General features: G+C 59.8%; 18 protein-coding genes. 8 read left to right on the top strand and 10 right to left on the bottom strand.

Features of this window, described 5'->3' with window-relative positions:
- Positions 1-1,062, bottom strand: a complete 1,062-nt coding sequence (locus C6Y62_RS05730; protein ID WP_173953164.1) for an efflux RND transporter periplasmic adaptor subunit — start codon at positions 1,060-1,062, stop codon at positions 1-3.
- 158 nt (positions 1,063-1,220) lie between these two features.
- On the opposite strand from C6Y62_RS05730, the gene C6Y62_RS05725 reads away from it, so the two are divergent.
- From C6Y62_RS05725 to C6Y62_RS05695, 7 genes are all read left to right on the top strand, one after another.
- Positions 1,221-1,874, top strand: a complete 654-nt coding sequence (locus C6Y62_RS05725; protein WP_476729752.1) for a response regulator transcription factor — start codon at positions 1,221-1,223, stop codon at positions 1,872-1,874.
- Between the two features lie 4 nt (positions 1,875-1,878).
- Positions 1,879-3,231 (top strand): sensor histidine kinase, encoded by a 1,353-nt coding sequence (locus C6Y62_RS05720; RefSeq protein ID WP_173953162.1) that lies wholly within the window; start codon positions 1,879-1,881, stop codon positions 3,229-3,231.
- 308 nt (positions 3,232-3,539) lie between these two features.
- A complete protein-coding gene (locus tag C6Y62_RS05715) occupies positions 3,540-4,037 on the top strand; it encodes a hypothetical protein (RefSeq protein ID WP_246274403.1) in 498 nt (165 codons plus the stop codon).
- Positions 3,961-5,508 (top strand): Y-family DNA polymerase, encoded by a 1,548-nt coding sequence (locus C6Y62_RS05710; RefSeq protein WP_173953161.1) that lies wholly within the window; start codon positions 3,961-3,963, stop codon positions 5,506-5,508. The genes C6Y62_RS05715 and C6Y62_RS05710 overlap by 77 nt, the downstream gene beginning before the upstream one ends.
- Positions 5,505-8,879 (top strand): error-prone DNA polymerase, encoded by a 3,375-nt coding sequence (locus C6Y62_RS05705; RefSeq protein ID WP_173953160.1) that lies wholly within the window; start codon positions 5,505-5,507, stop codon positions 8,877-8,879. Before C6Y62_RS05710 ends, C6Y62_RS05705 begins: the two co-directional genes overlap by 4 nt.
- 137 nt (positions 8,880-9,016) lie before the next feature.
- The gene (locus tag C6Y62_RS05700; protein WP_173953159.1) at positions 9,017-9,271 is read left to right on the top strand and encodes a hypothetical protein; all 255 of its coding nucleotides are present in this window, start codon (positions 9,017-9,019) and stop codon (positions 9,269-9,271) included.
- A 689-nt stretch (positions 9,272-9,960) separates the two neighbouring features.
- Positions 9,961-10,161, top strand: a complete 201-nt coding sequence (locus C6Y62_RS05695) for a hypothetical protein (protein ID WP_173953158.1) — start codon at positions 9,961-9,963, stop codon at positions 10,159-10,161.
- Positions 10,162-10,244: 83 nt separating this feature from the next.
- On the opposite strand, the gene C6Y62_RS05690 is transcribed toward C6Y62_RS05695, so the two are convergent.
- The 9 genes from C6Y62_RS05690 to ccoN all read right to left on the bottom strand — a co-directional run bounded on the left by C6Y62_RS05690 (position 10,245) and on the right by ccoN (position 16,955).
- A complete protein-coding gene (locus tag C6Y62_RS05690; RefSeq protein WP_173953157.1) occupies positions 10,245-10,949 on the bottom strand; it encodes a superoxide dismutase in 705 nt (234 codons plus the stop codon).
- A gap of 202 nt (positions 10,950-11,151) precedes the next feature.
- Complete coding sequence (locus C6Y62_RS05685; RefSeq protein ID WP_173953156.1) at positions 11,152-11,532, bottom strand: hypothetical protein; 381 nt, start codon at positions 11,530-11,532, stop codon at positions 11,152-11,154.
- The gene (ccoS, locus tag C6Y62_RS05680; protein WP_068461848.1) at positions 11,519-11,689 is read right to left on the bottom strand and encodes a cbb3-type cytochrome oxidase assembly protein CcoS; all 171 of its coding nucleotides are present in this window, start codon (positions 11,687-11,689) and stop codon (positions 11,519-11,521) included. Before ccoS ends, C6Y62_RS05685 begins: the two co-directional genes overlap by 14 nt.
- Entirely contained in the window at positions 11,686-12,216 is a 531-nt protein-coding gene (locus C6Y62_RS05675; protein ID WP_068461849.1) for a FixH family protein, read from the bottom strand. The genes ccoS and C6Y62_RS05675 overlap by 4 nt, the downstream gene beginning before the upstream one ends.
- Positions 12,213-13,502: a 4Fe-4S dicluster domain-containing protein gene (locus C6Y62_RS05670; protein WP_173953155.1), complete on the bottom strand. Its 1,290-nt coding sequence runs from the start codon at positions 13,500-13,502 to the stop codon at positions 12,213-12,215. Before C6Y62_RS05670 ends, C6Y62_RS05675 begins: the two co-directional genes overlap by 4 nt.
- A gap of 185 nt (positions 13,503-13,687) precedes the next feature.
- Entirely contained in the window at positions 13,688-14,563 is an 876-nt protein-coding gene (gene ccoP, locus C6Y62_RS05665; RefSeq protein WP_173953154.1) for a cytochrome-c oxidase, cbb3-type subunit III, read from the bottom strand.
- The gene (locus C6Y62_RS05660) at positions 14,553-14,726 is read right to left on the bottom strand and encodes a cbb3-type cytochrome oxidase subunit 3 (protein ID WP_173953153.1); all 174 of its coding nucleotides are present in this window, start codon (positions 14,724-14,726) and stop codon (positions 14,553-14,555) included. The genes ccoP and C6Y62_RS05660 overlap by 11 nt, the downstream gene beginning before the upstream one ends.
- 8 nt (positions 14,727-14,734) lie before the next feature.
- The gene (gene ccoO / locus C6Y62_RS05655; RefSeq protein ID WP_068461856.1) at positions 14,735-15,460 is read right to left on the bottom strand and encodes a cytochrome-c oxidase, cbb3-type subunit II; all 726 of its coding nucleotides are present in this window, start codon (positions 15,458-15,460) and stop codon (positions 14,735-14,737) included.
- Positions 15,461-15,467: 7 nt separating this feature from the next.
- Complete coding sequence (gene ccoN / locus C6Y62_RS05650) at positions 15,468-16,955, bottom strand: cytochrome-c oxidase, cbb3-type subunit I (RefSeq protein ID WP_173953152.1); 1,488 nt, start codon at positions 16,953-16,955, stop codon at positions 15,468-15,470.
- Between the two features lie 724 nt (positions 16,956-17,679).
- On the opposite strand from ccoN, the gene C6Y62_RS05645 reads away from it, so the two are divergent.
- Positions 17,680-18,084 carry a hypothetical protein gene (locus tag C6Y62_RS05645; protein WP_068461860.1) on the top strand — a complete coding sequence of 135 codons (405 nt, stop codon included), beginning with the start codon at positions 17,680-17,682 and terminating at the stop codon, positions 18,082-18,084.
- Positions 18,085-18,113: the final 29 nt, after the last annotated feature.

The following is an 18,113-nucleotide window of genomic DNA, read 5'->3' as shown; positions in this document are numbered from 1 at the left end:
TCATTCCTCGCCGATCATGTTTTCAAGTTGTGCCAGCCCCGACACGGCAACGCTCTGCCCCGGCGTCAGATCGCCTTCGATCGTCGCACCGTGCAGCGTTTTGCCTTTCAGCGTTACGGCAAGCACATTGAAGCCTGCATCGGTGCGCACGAATACGCTCGGCTGCCCGTGCAGCCAGACGACAGCAGAAGCGGGCACATCCAGACCACTGGCCTGCGCTTTGCGATGGATACTCAACGTCACCATCTGTCCGGGCACGAAGCCGGAATCCGCCGGCAAGCTACCCGTCAGCAGCGCTGAGCGCGTTCGCGGATCAACCGTGTGGCTAACCGACAGCGCTTTGCCCTTCGCACCGTTCTCAAGCTGGATGGTGTCGCCGACGTGCACCCGGCCGATGAGCGAAGCCGGCAGCTGTGCCTCGACCCATAGATCGTCGCTGGTGTCGATCGTAATGGCCGGCGCCATTGCGGCAATGTTCGCGCCGGGCGCAACGTTCAATTCCACCACCCGGCCAGCACGCTGCGCGATGAGCGAATATGAGCCATCGGCATTGGTCTTGATGTTACCCAGCGAAACGAGGCGCTCGTGCTCCTCGACCACGGCTTGCAGCCCTGCCCGTTGGGCCTCGGTTTCAGCGGCGCGCGTGGGCGAAGCAATTCGTTTCTCGGCCAGTCCCTTGTATCGCTGCGCGACGGCCTGGGCGGCTGAAAGGTTGGCCTCGGCCTGACGAAGCTGCGACAGCGTCTCAACCAGTTCGCGGCTGGCGATTGTCATCAGCGCGTCGCCGGGCGCTACCGTCTCGCCCGGCAGCACATCGACGGTGACGACGGTGCCCGCGAAGGGAGCCGGCACCGCAACGCGGCTGTTCATCGGCGGGATTATGGTGCCGGGCAGCAGCGCAATGGCTTCCTCGGCAGCGGAACGCACTTCCACAAGATGGATTTCAAGGCGATCGATCTGCGCCTGCGAAACGACGATCTCGGATGCTCGGACACCAAAGGCTGAGCCGAGCGCCAGAAAGACACCTATTGCTGTAGGAAAGACTATTTTTGTTAATGACATAGGCCGCAATCGCTCCCACTCCTGATGAGGGCTGTGGCACGGCTACCTGAATTTCACCTGAAAAGGTGGGCGCCATGGGATCGGTTTGCGGCCGGCGGCGGCCTTCAGGTTCGTTTCAGGTCCCCTTTCTATCCGTTCCGTCTACGCTGGAGGCTGACATCCGGATCTTGCTGGTTGAGGACGACGACGACATTGCCGGGCGGCTCGTAACTGGGCTGCGGCCGAATGGATTTGTCGTGGATCATGCCCCCAACGGCGAAGACGGCGTGGTGATGGGCCTCGGCGAACATTTCGACGCCGCCATCCTGGATCTCGGACTGCCGAAAATGCAGGGCATGGCGGTGCTGCGCAAATGGCGGACTGAGAAATGCGACATGCCCGTTCTCATTCTGACGGCGCAAGGAACGTGGACTGAGAAAGTGGAGGGGCTGAACGCTGGTGCCGACGACTACATCACCAAGCCGTTTCACATTCCCGAGGTGGTTGCCAGGTTGCGCGCGCTCATTCGGCGTAAATCTGGCGCGGCAAGCGTAACCCTGAACCACAAGGGCGTCAGTCTCGATACGGCTGCGGGCAAGGTGACGGCTTCGGGTGCCCCCGTTGACCTAACCGCGTCAGAACTCCGCCTGCTGACTTACTTCATGCACCGGCCGGGACGCATAGTCTCGCAGAGCGAATTGACTGAGCGTCTCTATGCGCTCGACGCGACGGCTGAGTCCAACACCATCGAAGTGTATATCAGCCGCCTGCGCCGCAAACTCGGCCGCGATTTCATAACCACCGTACGCGGTCTGGGATACCGGATGGACTGATCCGATGATCCGCAGCCTCAAAACCCGTCTCATCATTGTTGCAACGATCTGGATCGCAATCGGCGTTGTCGTTGCGGGCTTTCTGCTGTCGCGCGTATCGAAGGACTTTCTGGTCAGTCAGTTTTACGAAGAACTCTACGTGCATCTCGATGAGCTGCAGAGTTTGATGGAGCTTGACGAGAACGGGCAGTTTCAGCTGCAGCGTCCGCTCAGCGATCCACGCTATCTGAAGACCCTTTCGGGCTTCTACTGGGAGATACAGAAAGGCGGCCAACTACTGGCGCGGTCAGCTTCCCTTGAAGGGCCGAAGCTGGACGTGCCGGATGACGATGGCGTCGATGCACAGGTTCACACGCATCGCATAAAAGGGCCAACGGGTGAGCTGCTTGTGGCCGAGCGCCTGCGCTGGCTGGACACCAGCCGCGATCCGCTGCGCATCATCATCGGCACCGACCGGCATTTTCTCGACGACGAACTGCGGAAGTTCAACAAGGTTCTGGTCTGGTCGCTTGGCACATTGGCGTTGTCGCTGATTGGCGCAGCAGTGTTGCTGCTGCTGTACGCGATGGCGCCGTTCGGCCAATTGCGTGAAGCGCTTTCCCGGTTGCGCAACAATGGTGCGCCCGGCGTCAGCGGCACATTCCCCGAAGAAGTGCAGCCGCTGATCGACGACCTGAACAGCCTGCTGCTGGCATCCGGCGAGCAGATGCTCCGCGCCCGTACGCAGGCGGGAAATATCGCCCACGGATTGAAAACACCGATGGCGATACTGGTCGATGAAGCCCACCGTTTGGAGCAAAGCGGCGCGACGCATGCCGCAGCCGTTATCCGGCAGCAGTGTCGCAGGATGCAGAGCCAGATCGATTATCAGATCGCGCGTGCGCGAGCGGCCGTGGGGCGGGCGAAGCCTGTCGCGGCGTCCTCTCTGGGTGAAACTGCCGATCAGGTGGTCCGCGCTCTGGGGCGGCTGCACATTGATCTGGGATTGAATATCGAGAACCGCATCCCGGCAAATGTGATGGTGGCCTGCGAAGCGCAGGATCTGAACGAGATGCTGGGCAACCTGGTCGATAACGGGTGCAAGCATGCAAGAAGCACCGTCGTCGTTCGCACGAATGAAGACGACGGCGGCGATTTCGTTTCGGTGGTGGTGGAAGACGACGGGCCGGGACTGCCGCCGGAAGCCTGGGACGTCGTGTTCAAAATCGGCGAGCAATGGGAGAGTGGCTCTACCGGCTCCGGTCTCGGATTGGCCATCGTGCGAGATCTCGCCCAGCTTTATGGCGGCAGTGTCGAACTTGGCCGGTCATCGCTTGGCGGTTTGCTCGCACACGTACGGTTGCCGCGCGCGGGCTGAGATCAGAAGGGCCAAGTTGCTGCGGCACGCGTGCTTGAGCAGGTCGTTCCCCAACTCTCGGGGCCCCTCATAGAAAATAGCATTTGGCCGCTGGACAAAATGACAAAAGGCACGTAGAACAAAAAGAGAACAATCAGTTTCAGCGTGTCCGCATGCCGCCGAGAGTAACATGCATAGATCCTGGTCCAGCCGTCGTCTTGCGCGAGGTTGTTGCGCACCCCGGACATCCCGCCGCTGCGGTTAGCTTCGGCTTGGCCCTAGCCTCGCAGAGGCTCTCTCAGTTATCGCGCCCGGCGAATTTTCTCTGGGTGCGCGAGGCCGCCGCCGCGGTGGAAACGGGTGAGCCGTGTGGTTCAGGATTGGCCGGGTTCGCGTTTGCTCCCGATAGCCTCATCGTCGCCCGGCTGCGCACTCATGTCGATGCTTTGCGTGCGGCTCTGGAGGGTGCGCGCTGCCAGGCGCTCGGTGCCGTTGTTCTCGAAACCATTCGGCCAGTCGATCTGACAGCCAGCCGTCGCCTGAAGCTTGCCGCGGAGAAATCCGGGGTTCTGGTCGTTCTGATCCAACTCGCCGGCATACCCATGGCCAATGCGGCCCAGCTGCGCTGGACGACGCGCACAGTGACAGAAACGGGGCCTCATGATGCGGATCAGCAACTTGTTTTTGACGTGACGGTGCTCAAACACCCGGCCGGGCAGGTCGGACAACGCAGCCGCGTGAGGTGGGATCATGACCAACGGTGTTTTACCGAGGCGCTACCTGTGTCTATGGCTACCATTTCTGGCGGCGGATCGCTGGCGGCATGAGACTGGAAGCCAGGAGAAACGGCCTCTCGTATTCGTTGAGAGGGCGGGTGGCGTCTCAAGGCTGATGGCTGTCGACGCGCACGCACAAAGCTGCGGCTTGCTGCCCGGCTCGACGCTTGCGGATGCGCGCGCGCGCATTCCTCAGCTGCATGCGCTGTCCAACAATCCGGAAGCGCACGCCGCCTACCTCAAACACCTCGCCGATCTTGCCAATGCCGTCACACCCTCGGTTGCGCTGGATGCACCCGACGGTCTGGCGCTCGACATCACCGGATGCGCGCATCTGTTCGCAGGGGAAGCCGGGCTGGCCGAACGATTGCAAAAGGTGCTGCAAGCCGCCGGAGCATCTTGCGTCAGGATGGCTGTTGCGCCAACACCGGACATGGCCCGCGCGCTCGCGCGCTTTGCCCGCGTTAGTCCGTGCTTCGTCAACGACAGCGCGCTGGTGCGCACGCTGCCAATCGCTGCGCTCGAATGCGCATCGGAAGATGCTGTCGCCTTGAAACGGGCGGGCCTCAAGACAATCGCCGATGTTGCCAATCGCCCTTCGGTTTTGTTCACGGCCCGGTTCACGTCGGCCTTCACTGGCAAACTCGCGCGCGTGCTGGGCGAGGAGGACCGGCGTATATCGCCGATGAAGTCAGTCCCTCTCGTGCGCACCGAGCACCGCTGCGCTGAACCTGTCATCAGCCAAGACGTGATCGAAGCCATTCTCGCACTTCTTGTGGCCAAAGCGGGCGATGCGTTGCACGCACGCGGCAAGGGGGGACGAACCTTTGAGGCGCTGTTTCTGCGTTCTGATGGTGCAGTTCGCCGCGTTTGCATCGAAACGAGTTTGCCAACACGCGATGCCGACGTCGTCATGCGGCTCTTTCACGACCGGCTGAACGCACTCGTCGATCCGCTTGATCCCGGTTTCGGCTTCGATGTGATCCGTCTCGTCGTTCTGCGTACGGAACGCTGCATCGAGAGCCAGACGACACTCGACGCTCGGGCGGAGCAGGACGATCAGACCATGCAGCTCATAGACCGGCTCAGCACGGTATTCGGCTCCGCAAACATCACACGTCTGCGCCCCGGCGACACCCACATCCCAGAGCGCGCGCAAATGGTCGTTCCAGCCATGGCCGGTTCCCTCCCTCAATCCAGATGCAAAGATTGGATCGCTTCGGGATCGAACCATTCACGGCCTATTCTGCTTTATCGCCAGCCGCATGCAATCGAAGTAGAAACCGACACCAAAGAAGAGCCGGTCATGCTGCGCTGGCGGCGCGTCGTGCATCGTCTGGACACCACCAACGGCCCGGAGCGGATCGCAGACGAGTGGTGGCGCACACCGTCTGGATACGGCACACGGGATTATTTTCGCGTCGAGAGCGACAACGGACAGCGCTTCTGGATTTTCCGATCCGACGCCACAGCAGCTGTCCCATCCCAGCGTAAATGGTTTCTGCATGGGCTGTTCCCATGACGGACCTGCAAACACGACCGGCCGCGGACTACGCCGAGCTTGTCACCACCACCAATTTCTCGTTTCTGCGCGGAGCTTCTCATCCTGAAGATCTCGTCGGTTGCGCGCTGATGCTTGGCCACAGCGGCATCGGTATTGCCGACCACAACTCGGTTGCCGGCGTCGTCAGGGCTTATAGCGCCCTGCAGGATTTGCGTCGTGACGGCTTACCCGCGCCGCAGAAAGTCCGCGACGGCTCGGGGCCGGGCGAGCACGCGTGGATTGCCAGCGTGAAAGAGGCCGAATGGGCTCAGATGTCCGAGGCCATCAAACAACGCGCGGCTACTTTCCGACTCGCCGTCGGCGCCCGCCTCGTGTTCTGCGATGGCTCGCCCGACATTATCGCCTATCCCGAAAACCGGGACGGCTGGGAGCGTCTGTGCCGACTGCTGAGCTACGGTAAAATTAAGGCTGGCAAAGGCGAGTGTAAGCTTTGCCTGGACGATCTTCTCGCCGACCTGACGGGCTTGCTGCTCATCGTCATCCCACCCGAGCCTGATCTGACGCGACTGACCGTAATTCTTGCAACTTTGCGAAAGACAGCGCGCGATCGCGTGTGGCTCGCGGCTGCTCAGCACTTTCGCTACGATGATCGGCGCCGTCTCGCCGCCCTGCACCAGCTTTCTGTTTCAAGCAGCGTTCCGCTCATAGCGGTCAACGATGTGCTCTACGACACACCGAAACAACGCCCCGTTCAGGATGTGCTGACCTGCATTCGCGAGGGCCTGCGGATCGAAACCGCCGGTCGTCGGCTGGAAGCAAACGCTGAGCGACATCTCAAAACGCCCGCAGCGATGGCGCATCTTTTCCGGGATATTCCCGAAGCGATCGCGGCAACGCAGGATCTGTTGTCCCGCGTTAGCTTCTCGCTCGGAGACCTGAAGTACGAATATCCCGACGAGCCGGTGCCGGCCGGATGGACACCGCAAGGCTGGCTTGAGCACCTGACGTGGCGTGAAGCCAACACCCGCTACGATGGAGCTATTCCGGAGAAGGTCGCAACGCAATTGCGCGATGAGCTTGCCATCATCGACACGCTGCAATACGCGCCGTATTTCCTAACCATTCACGACATCGTGTCCGAGGCCCGGCGTCGCGCCATCCTGTGCCAAGGACGCGGCTCGGCGGCGAATTCCGCTGTCTGCTACGTGCTCGGCATCACCTCGGTTGATCCGGCGCGAAGCAATCTTTTATTCGCGCGTTTTATTTCAAGCGAGCGGCGCGAACCGCCGGATATCGACGTCGACTTTGAGCACGAGCGGCGCGAGGAAGTCATTCAATACATTTACGACCGTTATGGCCGGGAGCGAGCGGGTCTCGTCGCCACCGTCATTCGATACCGTCCGCGCAGCGCCATTCGCGATGTCGGCAAGGTGCTCGGGCTCTCCGACGACATCACGGGGCGCATCGCTGGCACACAATGGGGGAGCTGGGGCTCTTCGATCAGCGACGCGCATCTGCGTCAGGCCGGGCTCGATCCGCAAAACCCGGTCATCCGGCGCGCGATCGTTCTCGCATGCCGCATTCTTGGATTTCCTCGGCACCTTTCGCAGCATGTCGGCGGCTTTGTGCTCGCGCGCCACCGCCTCGATGCGCTGGTCCCCATCGGCAACGCGGCAATGGAGAAACGGACTTTCATAGAGTGGGACAAGGACGACATCGACACGCTCGGGCTGATGAAGGTCGATGTTCTGGCGCTCGGCATGCTCACCTGCATCCGCAAAGCGCTCGATCTTATGCGGGTGCACGAAAGGGTCGACTACGATCTCGCCACCATCCCACCGGAGCAGGCGGATGTTTACGCAATGCTGCAGAAGGGCGATTCCATCGGCGTATTCCAGGTCGAGAGCCGGGCCCAAATCAACATGCTGCCACGCTTGAAGCCGAAGGAATTCTACGATCTCGTCATTCAGGTTGCGATTGTGCGGCCGGGGCCGATCCAGGGCGATATGGTGCATCCTTACTTACGCCGTCGCTCGGGGGCTGAGTCCATCACCTTCCCTTCGCCAGCGCCGCCCCATGATCCCGACGAACTCAAGCATATCCTGTTCCGAACCAAAGGCGTGCCGCTGTTCCAGGAGCAGGCAATGCACCTCGCCATGGTGGCCGCCGAATTCAGCGATGCGGACGCAAACGGCTTGCGACGCGCCATGGCGACATTTCGCAATGTCGGCACCATCCATACCTTCGAGACAAAAATGGTAGAGCGCATGGTCGAGCGCGGCTACGAGCGCGACTTTGCGCAACGCTGCTTCGAGCAGATCAAGGGCTTTGGCGAGTACGGATTTCCAGAAAGCCATGCGGCCTCGTTTGCTCGCCTTGTTTATGTATCGTCATTCATCAAGTGTCGCTATCCGGCGGCCTTTGCCTGTGCGCTGCTTAACGCGCAACCGATGGGATTTTATGCGCCGGCTCAGATTGTGCGTGATGCCCGCGAGCATGGCGTTGAGGTGCATCCCGTCGACGTCAATGCAAGTGTCTGGGACAACACCCTGACTGTTGGTTCTAACGGCCGCACGTCTCTCAGGCTTGGCTTCCGCCAGCTCGACGGCATGCATAAGGCCTGGAGCCAGATTCTAATCAATCGACGCGGCAACGGCTATGCTGACATAGACAGCTTTGCCTTGCGCACCGGCTTGCCACAAAAGGCGCTTCGCGTGCTTGCGGATGCCGATTGTTTTCAGTCCGTCGCCCTCAATCGGCGCGATGCCTTGTGGGCCGCACGACGTTTTCCCGATGCGGAAGAATTGCCGCTATTCGTTGCCGCACGCGAACGGGAGCTGGCGAACGAGCCACCGGCCAACCTGCCGGAGATGTCGCTCAGCGAACACGTCGTAACCGACTACCAGACAGCGCGCCTGTCACTGAAGGGGCATCCGATCGGCTGTCTGCGCGATGGCTTTGCGCGCAACGGCATTGTGACATGCTTTGAAGCCAACCAACGCCCTGACGGCGCTTGGGTGCGCGTGGCTGGCGTTGTGCTGGTTCGTCAGCGGCCGGGCAAAGGCAATGCGATTTTCATCACGATTGAGGACGAGACCGGCATCGTCAACATCGTACTGTGGGCACGCCAATTCGAAAAATTTCGCCGTGAGGTTATGGGCGCACGGCTGCTGCTGGTCGAAGGCCGCATGCAGATCAGCCCGGAGGGCGTTGCTCATCTGATGGCTGTCAGAGTCCACGACCGCAGCGATGATCTGCTGCGCCTGTCTGACGGGCACACGTCGACGATAGAACTCGCCAGAGCCGACGTGTTCAAGCATCCGCAGCAACCCCGCGCCCACCATCCACGCAACGTGCGCATACTGCCTGCCTCCCGCGACTTCCACTGAGTGCCAGACAACAACCTGCCTGCACCGCAGTACTGCGCGCGACATAACTGAGTCCTGACCACACCACTCCGTGCACGGAACCGGCAGCGCAGGCTGCAGCGTTATCCCTCCAGCGCCATGCAACGGGAGCGGAGAAGATGGTTAAGGTATATCTGCTGATTGAGCTGCTGCGAGCGGCCAACGCCGGCGATGTCAGCACAAAAATCAGATCGATTGAATTCGATGCCTGCAAGCTCGCCAATGTCGTGGTGCTGGCGGACGACAAGCTCGTCGCTCAGCTCGATTGTCCATCAGGGCGCGACGCCAATGCAGCCGTGCTGACGAAGATCACGCCAATCGAGGGCGTAGTGCAAACCAATGTCATGGGTGCGGTAACACCTGTCGAGCGGTAGAAAGTGCCCCTACGAATTTCGCGTCGTTGCACATCACCGTTGCTACGGTCGGCGCCGCACCGATAGGCTTATTTCTGCCAGCGTTCCGATAACCACTGCAGCAAAGATGACCAGCGCTCCTGAATCGATAGCTGCACCCGACGACGTTTTCGTCGTGTACCGCGCCAATACCTCTAGGCTTAAAATGCCACTCGCGGTGGCGACGCCAAATGCAAACCGGACAGCGCCCAAAAATAGTGCCACACCCGCAATCACACGGCACAAATGCGTAAAGAACATAACTGACTGCTCCCTCAAAACCGGACGGTGCAATATCAAACAGTACCAAATCTCGTGATCAAGTAGGCTCGTTGTTCCGGCCATCACCTTGGCGCCCTGTCAGTCCGGCGAAAACAGTGACGGCACTACACATGACGTGACTCCGCGACATCAGGGCCGGGGAGCTTGTTTTACCAACGCCGAAGCTCTAGCTTTCACTGCCATGCATTTTACAACCAACGAAGTATATGCGGAGGCTCGGCGTCACAAAGCCGGGCAGTAGCCCCGGAACGCAATCGCAGTTCCGGGTGAGCGAACGAGCTTATTCAAAATTTGGCGGCTAATGCGCATTTGCGTGCGAACGGATTGACCGTTCGCAGTCTGTGCACGCACGTACATGACAGCCGCACACTTCAAGTTGGAAGTGACGCATGTCCTCGACGTCTTCAATCACGAACATCAAGCACCTGCAGTCGATCGTAAAACACGCGCAACGGCGCACGGATCGATATTTCCGTCTGTATCAGGGTGCAAGCGACGACACCATCAAGGCCCAGTGGTTCAATCTTGCCGTTGAGCACGACCACATTGCTGCCGACACAGCGAAGAAGCTGCTTGCAGCAGCGGCCTGACCGCATTTGCGGGTCCGTAGCAAAAATGCAGAGCGGCGCCGTCAAGGCGCCGCTCAAGTCTCATATGATCGAAAGATTGGAAATCAATTCGCGGCCGATTTTGCAGCATCAAAGCGCTTGGAAACTTCAGCCCAATCGACGAGATCCCACCAGGCGCCGAGATAGTCCGCGCGGCGGTTCTGATATTTCAGGTAGTAGGCGTGCTCCCACAAATCGTTGCCCAGGATCGGCGCGCCTTTTACCTCTGCAACATCCATCAGCGGATTATCCTGATTAGGCGTCGAGGTGATTTCCAGCTCACCACCCGGCGTTACAACCAGCCAAACCCAGCCTGAACCGAACCGGCCGGTGCCTGCGGTCTGAAACTTCTGCTTGAACTCATCGATGCTGCCGAACTTTGTCTCGATGGCCTTAGCAAGCGCGTCAGCGGGTTTACCGCCGGTGCCCGGTGCCTTCATCGATTTCCAGAACTGCGAGTGGTTCCAGTGGCCGCCCGCATTATTACGCACCGCAGCAGGCAGCGTGCCCGCGTTTGCAAGCAACTCCTCAAGCGATTTGCCCTCTAAAGCTTTGTCGGCCGCAATCGCTTTGTTGAGCCCCGTTACATAGGCTTGGTGGTGCTTGCCATGATGGATCTCCATCGTCTTGGCATCGATCACAGGCTCAAGCGCGTTCGCTGCGTAAGGCAGTGGCGGCAGCTCAAATGGCGCTTTCGGTTCTGCAGCAAACCCGACAGCAGTTGTTGCAAGCACTGCCGCGAACGCAAGCGCTCCGGTCAATTTTCTCATCGCAAACTTCCTTCGCTTCCGGCAGCACCGGCCCACAATAAAACGCGCGCTGGCGCTGGCATGTTCCACGCGCGGCGACAATCACGAAAAATGGAGGCGCGCACGCTCCATGTGGGGCGGCTCAGGCATAAAAAAAGAGGAGCGCGATGCTCCCCTTTCTCATGACAGTTCTGCGGATATGTCGGCGCCAGATATAACGTTTCTAATCGACGCTAGAAATCTGCGGATTCGAAACCGCAGCATAGAGGATGGTCGCCAACATCACCGGCACCAAAGCGAGCGCGATATAGAATGCAACCGAAAAGCCCCAGATCACGGTGCCCACTACGGCGCCTGCAAGAAATGCGGCGAGCGCAGAAGAGAGCTTGTTTTCCGCGACCAGTTCCGGAACGACGCGCAGCAGCAGCGGCGTATACGGCAGCACAGCCAGCACGACGGCCACTGCCAATCCGACTGGCCAACCAACCGTCATCGCACCGATGAAGAGCGCCATGGTCGAGTTGAATACCGCCAGAATTGCCCGCGCACGCTTACGCTCCGGCGTATCCTTCGGAAACACTGTCGAATAGCTAGTCACGGTCACGGTCGTCACGCTCCTTTGGCTCGTCTTCGAATAGGATGCGGGCAGCAGCGCCTTCAAGATCGTCGTACTGACCGGCGCGCAAACTCCACAGAAACGCAATCAGATAAAGCACACCCAGTGCCAGAGCGATGGGGATGAGAAGCAGCAGACTGCTCATAACGCCCTCCCTGTCTGATTATGCGTCAAAGCGTTCTCGATGAAGATTTCCCGGCGACGCTCGATTTTGGTGTCACCGTCTTCGATGCGAATGTAGAGGAACCAACGTCCCGGAGTCGGCACCGAAACTCGCGCTGTTGCTTTGCCACTTATGAGCGGACCGAACGGAATAGCCACTGGCTCGTGACCACCTGCCGGCCTGCCAATCGTACCGGTAACGGTCGCCGTGGTCAGCGGCTTGCCGTCACGATCGTAGGCGACAACAGTAACCTCCCCGTCGAGATCACCGTTGCGATCGAAATCGACGCTGATGCGCCAGCCCAGTTCACGATCCTTTTTACGCTCCTTGAGCGTGTCATTATAGGTGAGCCCACGCTGGTAGGGGTCCGGATCAGAAAGCCCGGTGAAGCTGCCGACCGCCAGCGTGATGAGCACCGCCTCAACACCCGTCAGGAAGATAAAGAACAGCACAAACGAAGCCGGTATCCAGCGGTCGTTGCGGAACAGCCCCCGAAGGTAATTGATCATCGCACGCCTCCCGGTCCCCAGAAGTAAGTTTCCAGCCGCGCAACAGGCGCACGGGTTTCGCGGTCAGTAATAACGAAGGCAATCGGCACGCGCACCTTGGGGACGCTGGCCTTCGGAACCGTCACCATCACCCGATCGCTGAACGAACGGCGGGCGCCCTGAGTGAACGAAGCCTGCGCGCTGTTGCTCAGACGGATCGCTGCACCATCAAGCCCTTCGACTCGTATTTCAACGTTTGAATCATGCACGCCCAAGCGGCTGAAGCGCAGCGTGTAATCATTGCGGATGCTGCCATCGGACAGTTTCACGAACGGCGGCTGGCGCTGATGTTCGACAGCGGCGCTGACGTCGCTGCGCGTTGCCAGTGCCCAGGCCATGGCCGAACCGGTCACCATCATGATCGACGCGAAGAACATCGGCTTGGCGCGGAACAGGCGGATCCGGCCCGACTTGCCTGCGCATCCTCCGACAGCCGAAAGTTCCGGCGCCATGTTGATGAGGCCGTGCGGGCGGCCAATGCGCTCCATAACCGTGTTGCACGCGTCGATGCAAAGGCCGCAGCCAATGCAGCCGAGCTGCAAACCTTCGCGAATATCGATCCGCGTCGGGCAACTGCTCACGCACTTGCCGCAGTCGATGCAGTCTCCGCGATAGGTGGTTGCAGCATTGCTGCCCGTCACTGACGGGTTGGCCACGCGCGGCATGATATAGGCGCTGCTATCAAGTGTAGCGATCTCCGGCCGCAGCGGCACGCGTGCACGCGCGCGCGGTTCTCCACGCCAGTTCTGATAGGTGACAACAAGGCTTTCAGGGTCCAGCAGCGCCGCCTGAAACCGCGGCCACGGGCACATGTGCAGACAGACGTTCTCACGTGCGTGCGCGGCCAGCGTGTACGTCGTGAACGTGAGCACACCGATCGTGACGTAAGCTACGATCGAAGCTTCGCCGGAAATGAACTGCGGCCCAAGCTCGACAATGTTGGTGAAAAAGCCAGCGAACGTGAAGCCAGTGAAAACCGCCACAACGACGTGAACGCCCGTCTTCGCCCATTGGCCGAGCGGATGATCGCGGCCGAGCATACGGTCAACACGGCGATCGATCGCAAAGAACAGATCAGTCCAGACTGTTTGTGGGCAGGCAAAGCCGCACCACACACGACCGAAAAGCGATGTCACAAAAAAAAGCGCCGCTGCGGAAAAGATCAAAAGACCAAGCAGCAGCGGCAGATCATGCGGCCAGAACTCAAGGCCAAAGAGATAGAAGCGTTGCGCCGAGGCGTCGAACATGACGGCCTGCGAGCTTTCACCCCCCCGCGTCCAGCGCACCCACGGCGCAATGTAGAAAAGACCGAGCAAAAACACCGTAAGCGCGGTCTTGACCTGCCGAAACCTTCCGGTTGCGGCATGGGGCGTGCCAGTGCGCGGTCTTTGCGCAGAGGCATGCCCTAGTGCTGTGGATGCATGGGTATGCATCACTTCTCTCCGCCGCCGAGCGAATGGACGTAAACAGCAAGCATCTTCACTGCATCATCGCCCAATCGAGTACCCCACGCGGGCATGCTGCCCATCTTGGGACGCACAATCTGATTGCGAATGGCTTCTTCAGTGTCGCCATACAGCCAGATCTGATCGGCGAGCGCGGGCACACCCATCATGCGCATGCCTTCACCCTCAGCACCGTGGCAGCCGGCACAGTTGTTGGAGTACAGCTCGGCGCCGGGCATTGCGTTGCGTGTCTCAACCGGAACGGACGCATCGGACATCGCCAGCACGAACTTCGCAGTGGCGGCGATTTCCTCTTCGCTCATCATGTCCTTGAACGAAGGCATTTCGGATTGGCGGCTGGACTCATCGGTGTTGCGGATACCGTGTGTCACCGTCTGGTAAATGTCATCCAGCGTACCGCCCCACAGCCAATCGTCGTCGATCAGCGACGGGAACTGACCCTGCTGCCCACCGGCACCGATGCCGTGACAGCCAGCGCAGTTTTCATTGAACAGCGCTTTGCCGCCAGCAACCGCGAAGGTGCGCAGATCATCGGAAGCAGCGATATCGCCCACAGTGTTTGCTGCGATTTGCTCGCGCCAATGCGCCTGCCCCGCGCGCGCTTCGGTCTGATATTCCGCCAGTTCCTTATGGCTCGTCCAGTCGAGCAGACCTGTGTAGTAGGTCTTCGTCGTCGGCCACGCGGGATACAGGAACGCGTAGATGATAGCGATGATGAAACACACCACCAGCGAGATCACCCACCAGCGTGGCAGCGGGGTGCTCAGTTCTTCAATCCCGTCCCACTGATGGCCGGTCGTGTATTGGCCAGTTACGGGATCGTAGCGACGCTCACTTGCCATTGCGATCGTCCTTCCCGTCTTCAAACGGAATCTCGGCGTCGTGCTTGTATTCGGCCTTGGCCTTGGCGCCCGGACGCATGACGTAAAGTACGATTGCTAGGAACGGCACGATTCCAAAAACCGGCCACCATGCCTCAAGCAGTGCATAAAATTGGTTGCTCATAAGCGGTCTCATTTCGCCGGGGTTGCGTTGGCTGCACCGGGTTCGGAAAAGTCGACGAGTGCACCGAGGATCTGCAGATACGCAATCAATGCATCCATCTCGGTAATCTCAGATGGATTGGCGTCGAAGTCGCCCAACCGCGCCTTGGGATAGCGCTTCAGCAAATCGTCGGTGTCGCCCTGGCCCGTCGCCTGCGCCTCGATGTCGGCCCGCGCCTTTTCGAGCATCTCGTCGCTGTAGGGCACACCGACCGAGCGCAGCGCATTGAGATGCAGATCGATATCATCGTACTGCAGCGGCTTGTCCTTCAGGAACGCGTATGACGGCATAATCGACACCGGCACCACGCTCTGCGGATTGACGAGATGCGCCAGCTGCCAGGCATTCGAATACTTGCCGCCGACGCGCGCCAGATCCGGACCGGTGCGCTTCGATCCCCAGAGGAACGGGTGGTCGTACATGCTCTCAGCCGGGATCGAATAATGGCCGTAACGCTCCACTTCATCGCGGAACGGACGGATCATCTGGCTGTGGCAGGTGTAGCAGCCTTCGCGCGTGTAGATGTTGCGCCCCAGCTGCTCAAGCGGCGTGTAGGGACGCATGCCTTCAACCGGCGGAACGGTTGTTGCGATCTTGAACAGCGGCACGATCTGTACGAGGCCGCCGATCGAGATGACGATGAACGTCAGCATGAACAGCAGAGCGACCGATTTTTCAATGAGTGCGTGATTCATAATCGGCTTACTCCGCAGGGGCCGGGCGAGCAGAAAGTCGCTTGTCAGCGGACTTTTGCTCATGCGCCCCGTAGATCGTCATGAAGATGTTGATCGCGAACAGGATGGCGCCGGCGAGGAAGAAGATTCCGCCAAGTGCCCGGACGACATAGTAGGGATGCAGCATCGCGACGCTGTCGGTGAACGAGTACATAAGGAAGCCGTAGTCGTCATAAGCCTTCCACATCAGGCCCTGGGTAATACCCGAGACCCACATCGCGGTGATGTAGAGAACGATGCCGATAGCTGCGAGCCAGAAGTGAACCTCAACCAGCTTCATTGACCACAGCGGACGGTTCCAAAGCTTGCCAGCGAGGTGATACAGCGATCCGAACGCCATCAGCGCGCACCATCCCAATGCACCGGAATGCACGTGGCCAACGGTCCAGTCCGTGTAATGCGAAAGCGCGTTCACAGGCTTCAGCGCCATCAGCGGACCTTCGAAGGTCGACATGCCATAGAAGGCAACAGCCACGACGAGGAAGCGGATGATCGGATCGGTGCGCAGCTTATGCCAGGCGCCCGAAAGGGTCATGATGCCGTTGATCATGCCGCCCCATGAGGGGATCCAAAGCATGATCGAGAATGCAGCGCCGAGCGTCTGCGTCCAGTCCGGCAGCGCCGTGAAGTGAAGATGGTGCGGACCGACCCAGATATACAGGAACACCAGCGCCCAGAAGTGCACGATCGACAGACGGTAGGAGTAGATCGGGCGCTCGGCCTGCTTCGGCACGAAGTAGTACATCATGCCGATGAAGCCGGCGGTGAGCCAGAAGCCCACCATGTTGTGCCCGTACCACCACTGGATCATGGCGCTCTGAACGCCGGAGTAAAACGAATAGCTCTTCGTTGACGTCCACGAGATCGGCATCGCCATGTTGTTGACGATGTGCAGCACGGCAACGGTAATGATGAAGGCCAGGAAGAACCAGTTCGCGACATAGATATGCGGTTCGCGACGATTGACCAGCGTGCCGACGAAGATGGCGAGATACAGCAACCAGACCAGCGTGATCAGAATGTCGAGGAACCACTCCGGCTCCGCATATTCCTGTGACTGCGTCAGGCCCAGCGGATAGCTGATGACGGCGGCCACCATCACGATCTGGTAGCTCCAGAACAGCAGGCTGGCGAGATTACGCCCACCCCACAGTCGAGCCTGGCAGGTGCGTTGCACGACATATAGCGATGTCGCCAGCAGCGCGTTGCCACCGAAGCCCAGGATCACACCCGAGGTGTGTACCGGACGCAGGCGGCCGAAGGTGAAGAACTCGCCGACGTTGAGCTGGGGAAACGCCAGAAGCAGCGCGACCCACACACCGGCCGAAAGACCGAAGACGGCCCAGAGGACCGTCGCCACGGTGAACGCGCGTATGACGCTTTCGTTATATTCGGGAACCGAAGTGGTTCTGTCGTGAACGTCCGATAATGGTGTTGTTGCTGCTGCTATGGCCATCGCGATAACAAAATTCCATTAGAGCGTGCTGACGCACCTGATCCCGCCGATAAGCCGTCCAGCACCTCTGGCGCACATGACGGCTCGTTCTCATTTCTGTCTGGCTACGCTCGGCCCACACTTGGCGCAGCGCGCTTTCGCACCACATCAAGCGTGTCGTCTGCTACCGCGCGTTAGCGTTTCCTCTGCTGGAAGCGAGTTATGGTTAGCAACCGCGCAGCGCCGGCAACAAACCAATCCGACGGCGCATCACATGCACCGGCTTCCGTTATTTTATTTGGGCCGTAACCGGGTTTGCTTCCCGACGGATTTCCGCGCCCAGGTTCGTTCCTGAAGCGACGGACATCTGCACGAAGGTTGCTTCCCCAGGCAAGCCGTACCGACGTTATGTCGCGAGAGAGATCAGGCCTCGGATCGAGTGGAAACAGGAAGCGCCTACATACGGCGCCTGCTTCCACGAGGACCAATGCGTCACTCTCTCTCAGCATGGGCCCTAGTGGCCTATGGCACCCCCCGGGGGTCAACGAACACTTACGTCGCACCCAAATTGACTTCAGTCGACGCTGGATCACAGCACACCTTTTAACTCGAACAAAGAACATGCATGGGTGTGATCATGGTCAACCGGATAGCGACATTCTGCCTTACGGCAACTGCGACTTACTGGTTGTTTTCCGAGGGATAAATTGACGCTTTCAAATGGTCCTGCATACGATGCTGCACCATGTGGAATCCTCAACGTTCATACAGCGCCAGATTTCTGCTCGCCGCCCTCTACGGGCTGGTGCTGTTGGCCGTGCCGCTTGCGCATCGCCCTTCGCGCCCTACAGGTCCGGATTTTACGGCTTACGCGCTACCGGACGGATCACTGCCTTCGATCTGCACGCGCAGTGATAACGACAACAACACACCACCACGCGCATCGCTTGCATCTCTCCATTCGACGCAACGCACGCTGTGTGACGCATTCGTACTGCTGTCGACGCCGACAGCGCTATCTACGATTGCGAACGTCATTCCGCCTGTAGCGACGCGCTACGTACGCAACGCGGCTTCACATCGCACTGGCGCGACGCATCGCTTTGAAGTGATCGCACAGCCGCGCGCGCCACCGCCCGACCTCGCCTGACCGACCTACGTTCCATTCAATGACGTCGT

It is taken from the genome of Hyphomicrobium sulfonivorans (assembly GCF_013306565.1).
GTDB lineage: Bacteria > Pseudomonadota > Alphaproteobacteria > Rhizobiales > Hyphomicrobiaceae > Hyphomicrobium_A > Hyphomicrobium_A sulfonivorans.
The sequence above is the reverse complement of the archived record's forward strand: the minus strand, read 5'-3'. Positions and strand labels throughout refer to the sequence as shown.

Bases quoted from the DNA above. Each gene is read 5' to 3' on its own strand.
- ccoS (WP_068461848.1), bottom strand. From the start codon at position 11,689: ATGAGCAGTCTGCTGCTTCTCATCCCCATCGCTCTGGCACTGGGTGTG.
- C6Y62_RS05660 (WP_173953153.1), bottom strand. From the start codon at position 14,726: ATGAGCAACCAATTTTATGCACTGCTTGAGGCATGGTGGCCGGTTTTT.
- ccoO (WP_068461856.1), bottom strand. From the start codon at position 15,460: ATGAATCACGCACTCATTGAAAAATCGGTCGCTCTGCTGTTCATGCTG.
- C6Y62_RS05670 (WP_173953155.1), bottom strand. From the start codon at position 13,502: ATGTTCGACGCCTCGGCGCAACGCTTCTATCTCTTTGGCCTTGAGTTC.
- C6Y62_RS05675 (WP_068461849.1), bottom strand. From the start codon at position 12,216: ATGATCAATTACCTTCGGGGGCTGTTCCGCAACGACCGCTGGATACCG.
- C6Y62_RS05700 (WP_173953159.1), top strand. From the start codon at position 9,017: ATGGTTAAGGTATATCTGCTGATTGAGCTGCTGCGAGCGGCCAACGCC.
- C6Y62_RS05720 (WP_173953162.1), top strand. From the start codon at position 1,879: ATGATCCGCAGCCTCAAAACCCGTCTCATCATTGTTGCAACGATCTGG.
- C6Y62_RS05695 (WP_173953158.1), top strand. From the start codon at position 9,961: ATGTCCTCGACGTCTTCAATCACGAACATCAAGCACCTGCAGTCGATC.
- ccoN (WP_173953152.1), bottom strand. From the start codon at position 16,955: ATGGCCATAGCAGCAGCAACAACACCATTATCGGACGTTCACGACAGA.
- C6Y62_RS05730 (WP_173953164.1), bottom strand. From the start codon at position 1,062: ATGTCATTAACAAAAATAGTCTTTCCTACAGCAATAGGTGTCTTTCTG.
- C6Y62_RS05710 (WP_173953161.1), top strand. From the start codon at position 3,961: ATGACCAACGGTGTTTTACCGAGGCGCTACCTGTGTCTATGGCTACCA.
- C6Y62_RS05645 (WP_068461860.1), top strand. From the start codon at position 17,680: ATGTGGAATCCTCAACGTTCATACAGCGCCAGATTTCTGCTCGCCGCC.
- C6Y62_RS05690 (WP_173953157.1), bottom strand. From the start codon at position 10,949: ATGAGAAAATTGACCGGAGCGCTTGCGTTCGCGGCAGTGCTTGCAACA.
- ccoP (WP_173953154.1), bottom strand. From the start codon at position 14,563: ATGGCAAGTGAGCGTCGCTACGATCCCGTAACTGGCCAATACACGACC.
- C6Y62_RS05705 (WP_173953160.1), top strand. From the start codon at position 5,505: ATGACGGACCTGCAAACACGACCGGCCGCGGACTACGCCGAGCTTGTC.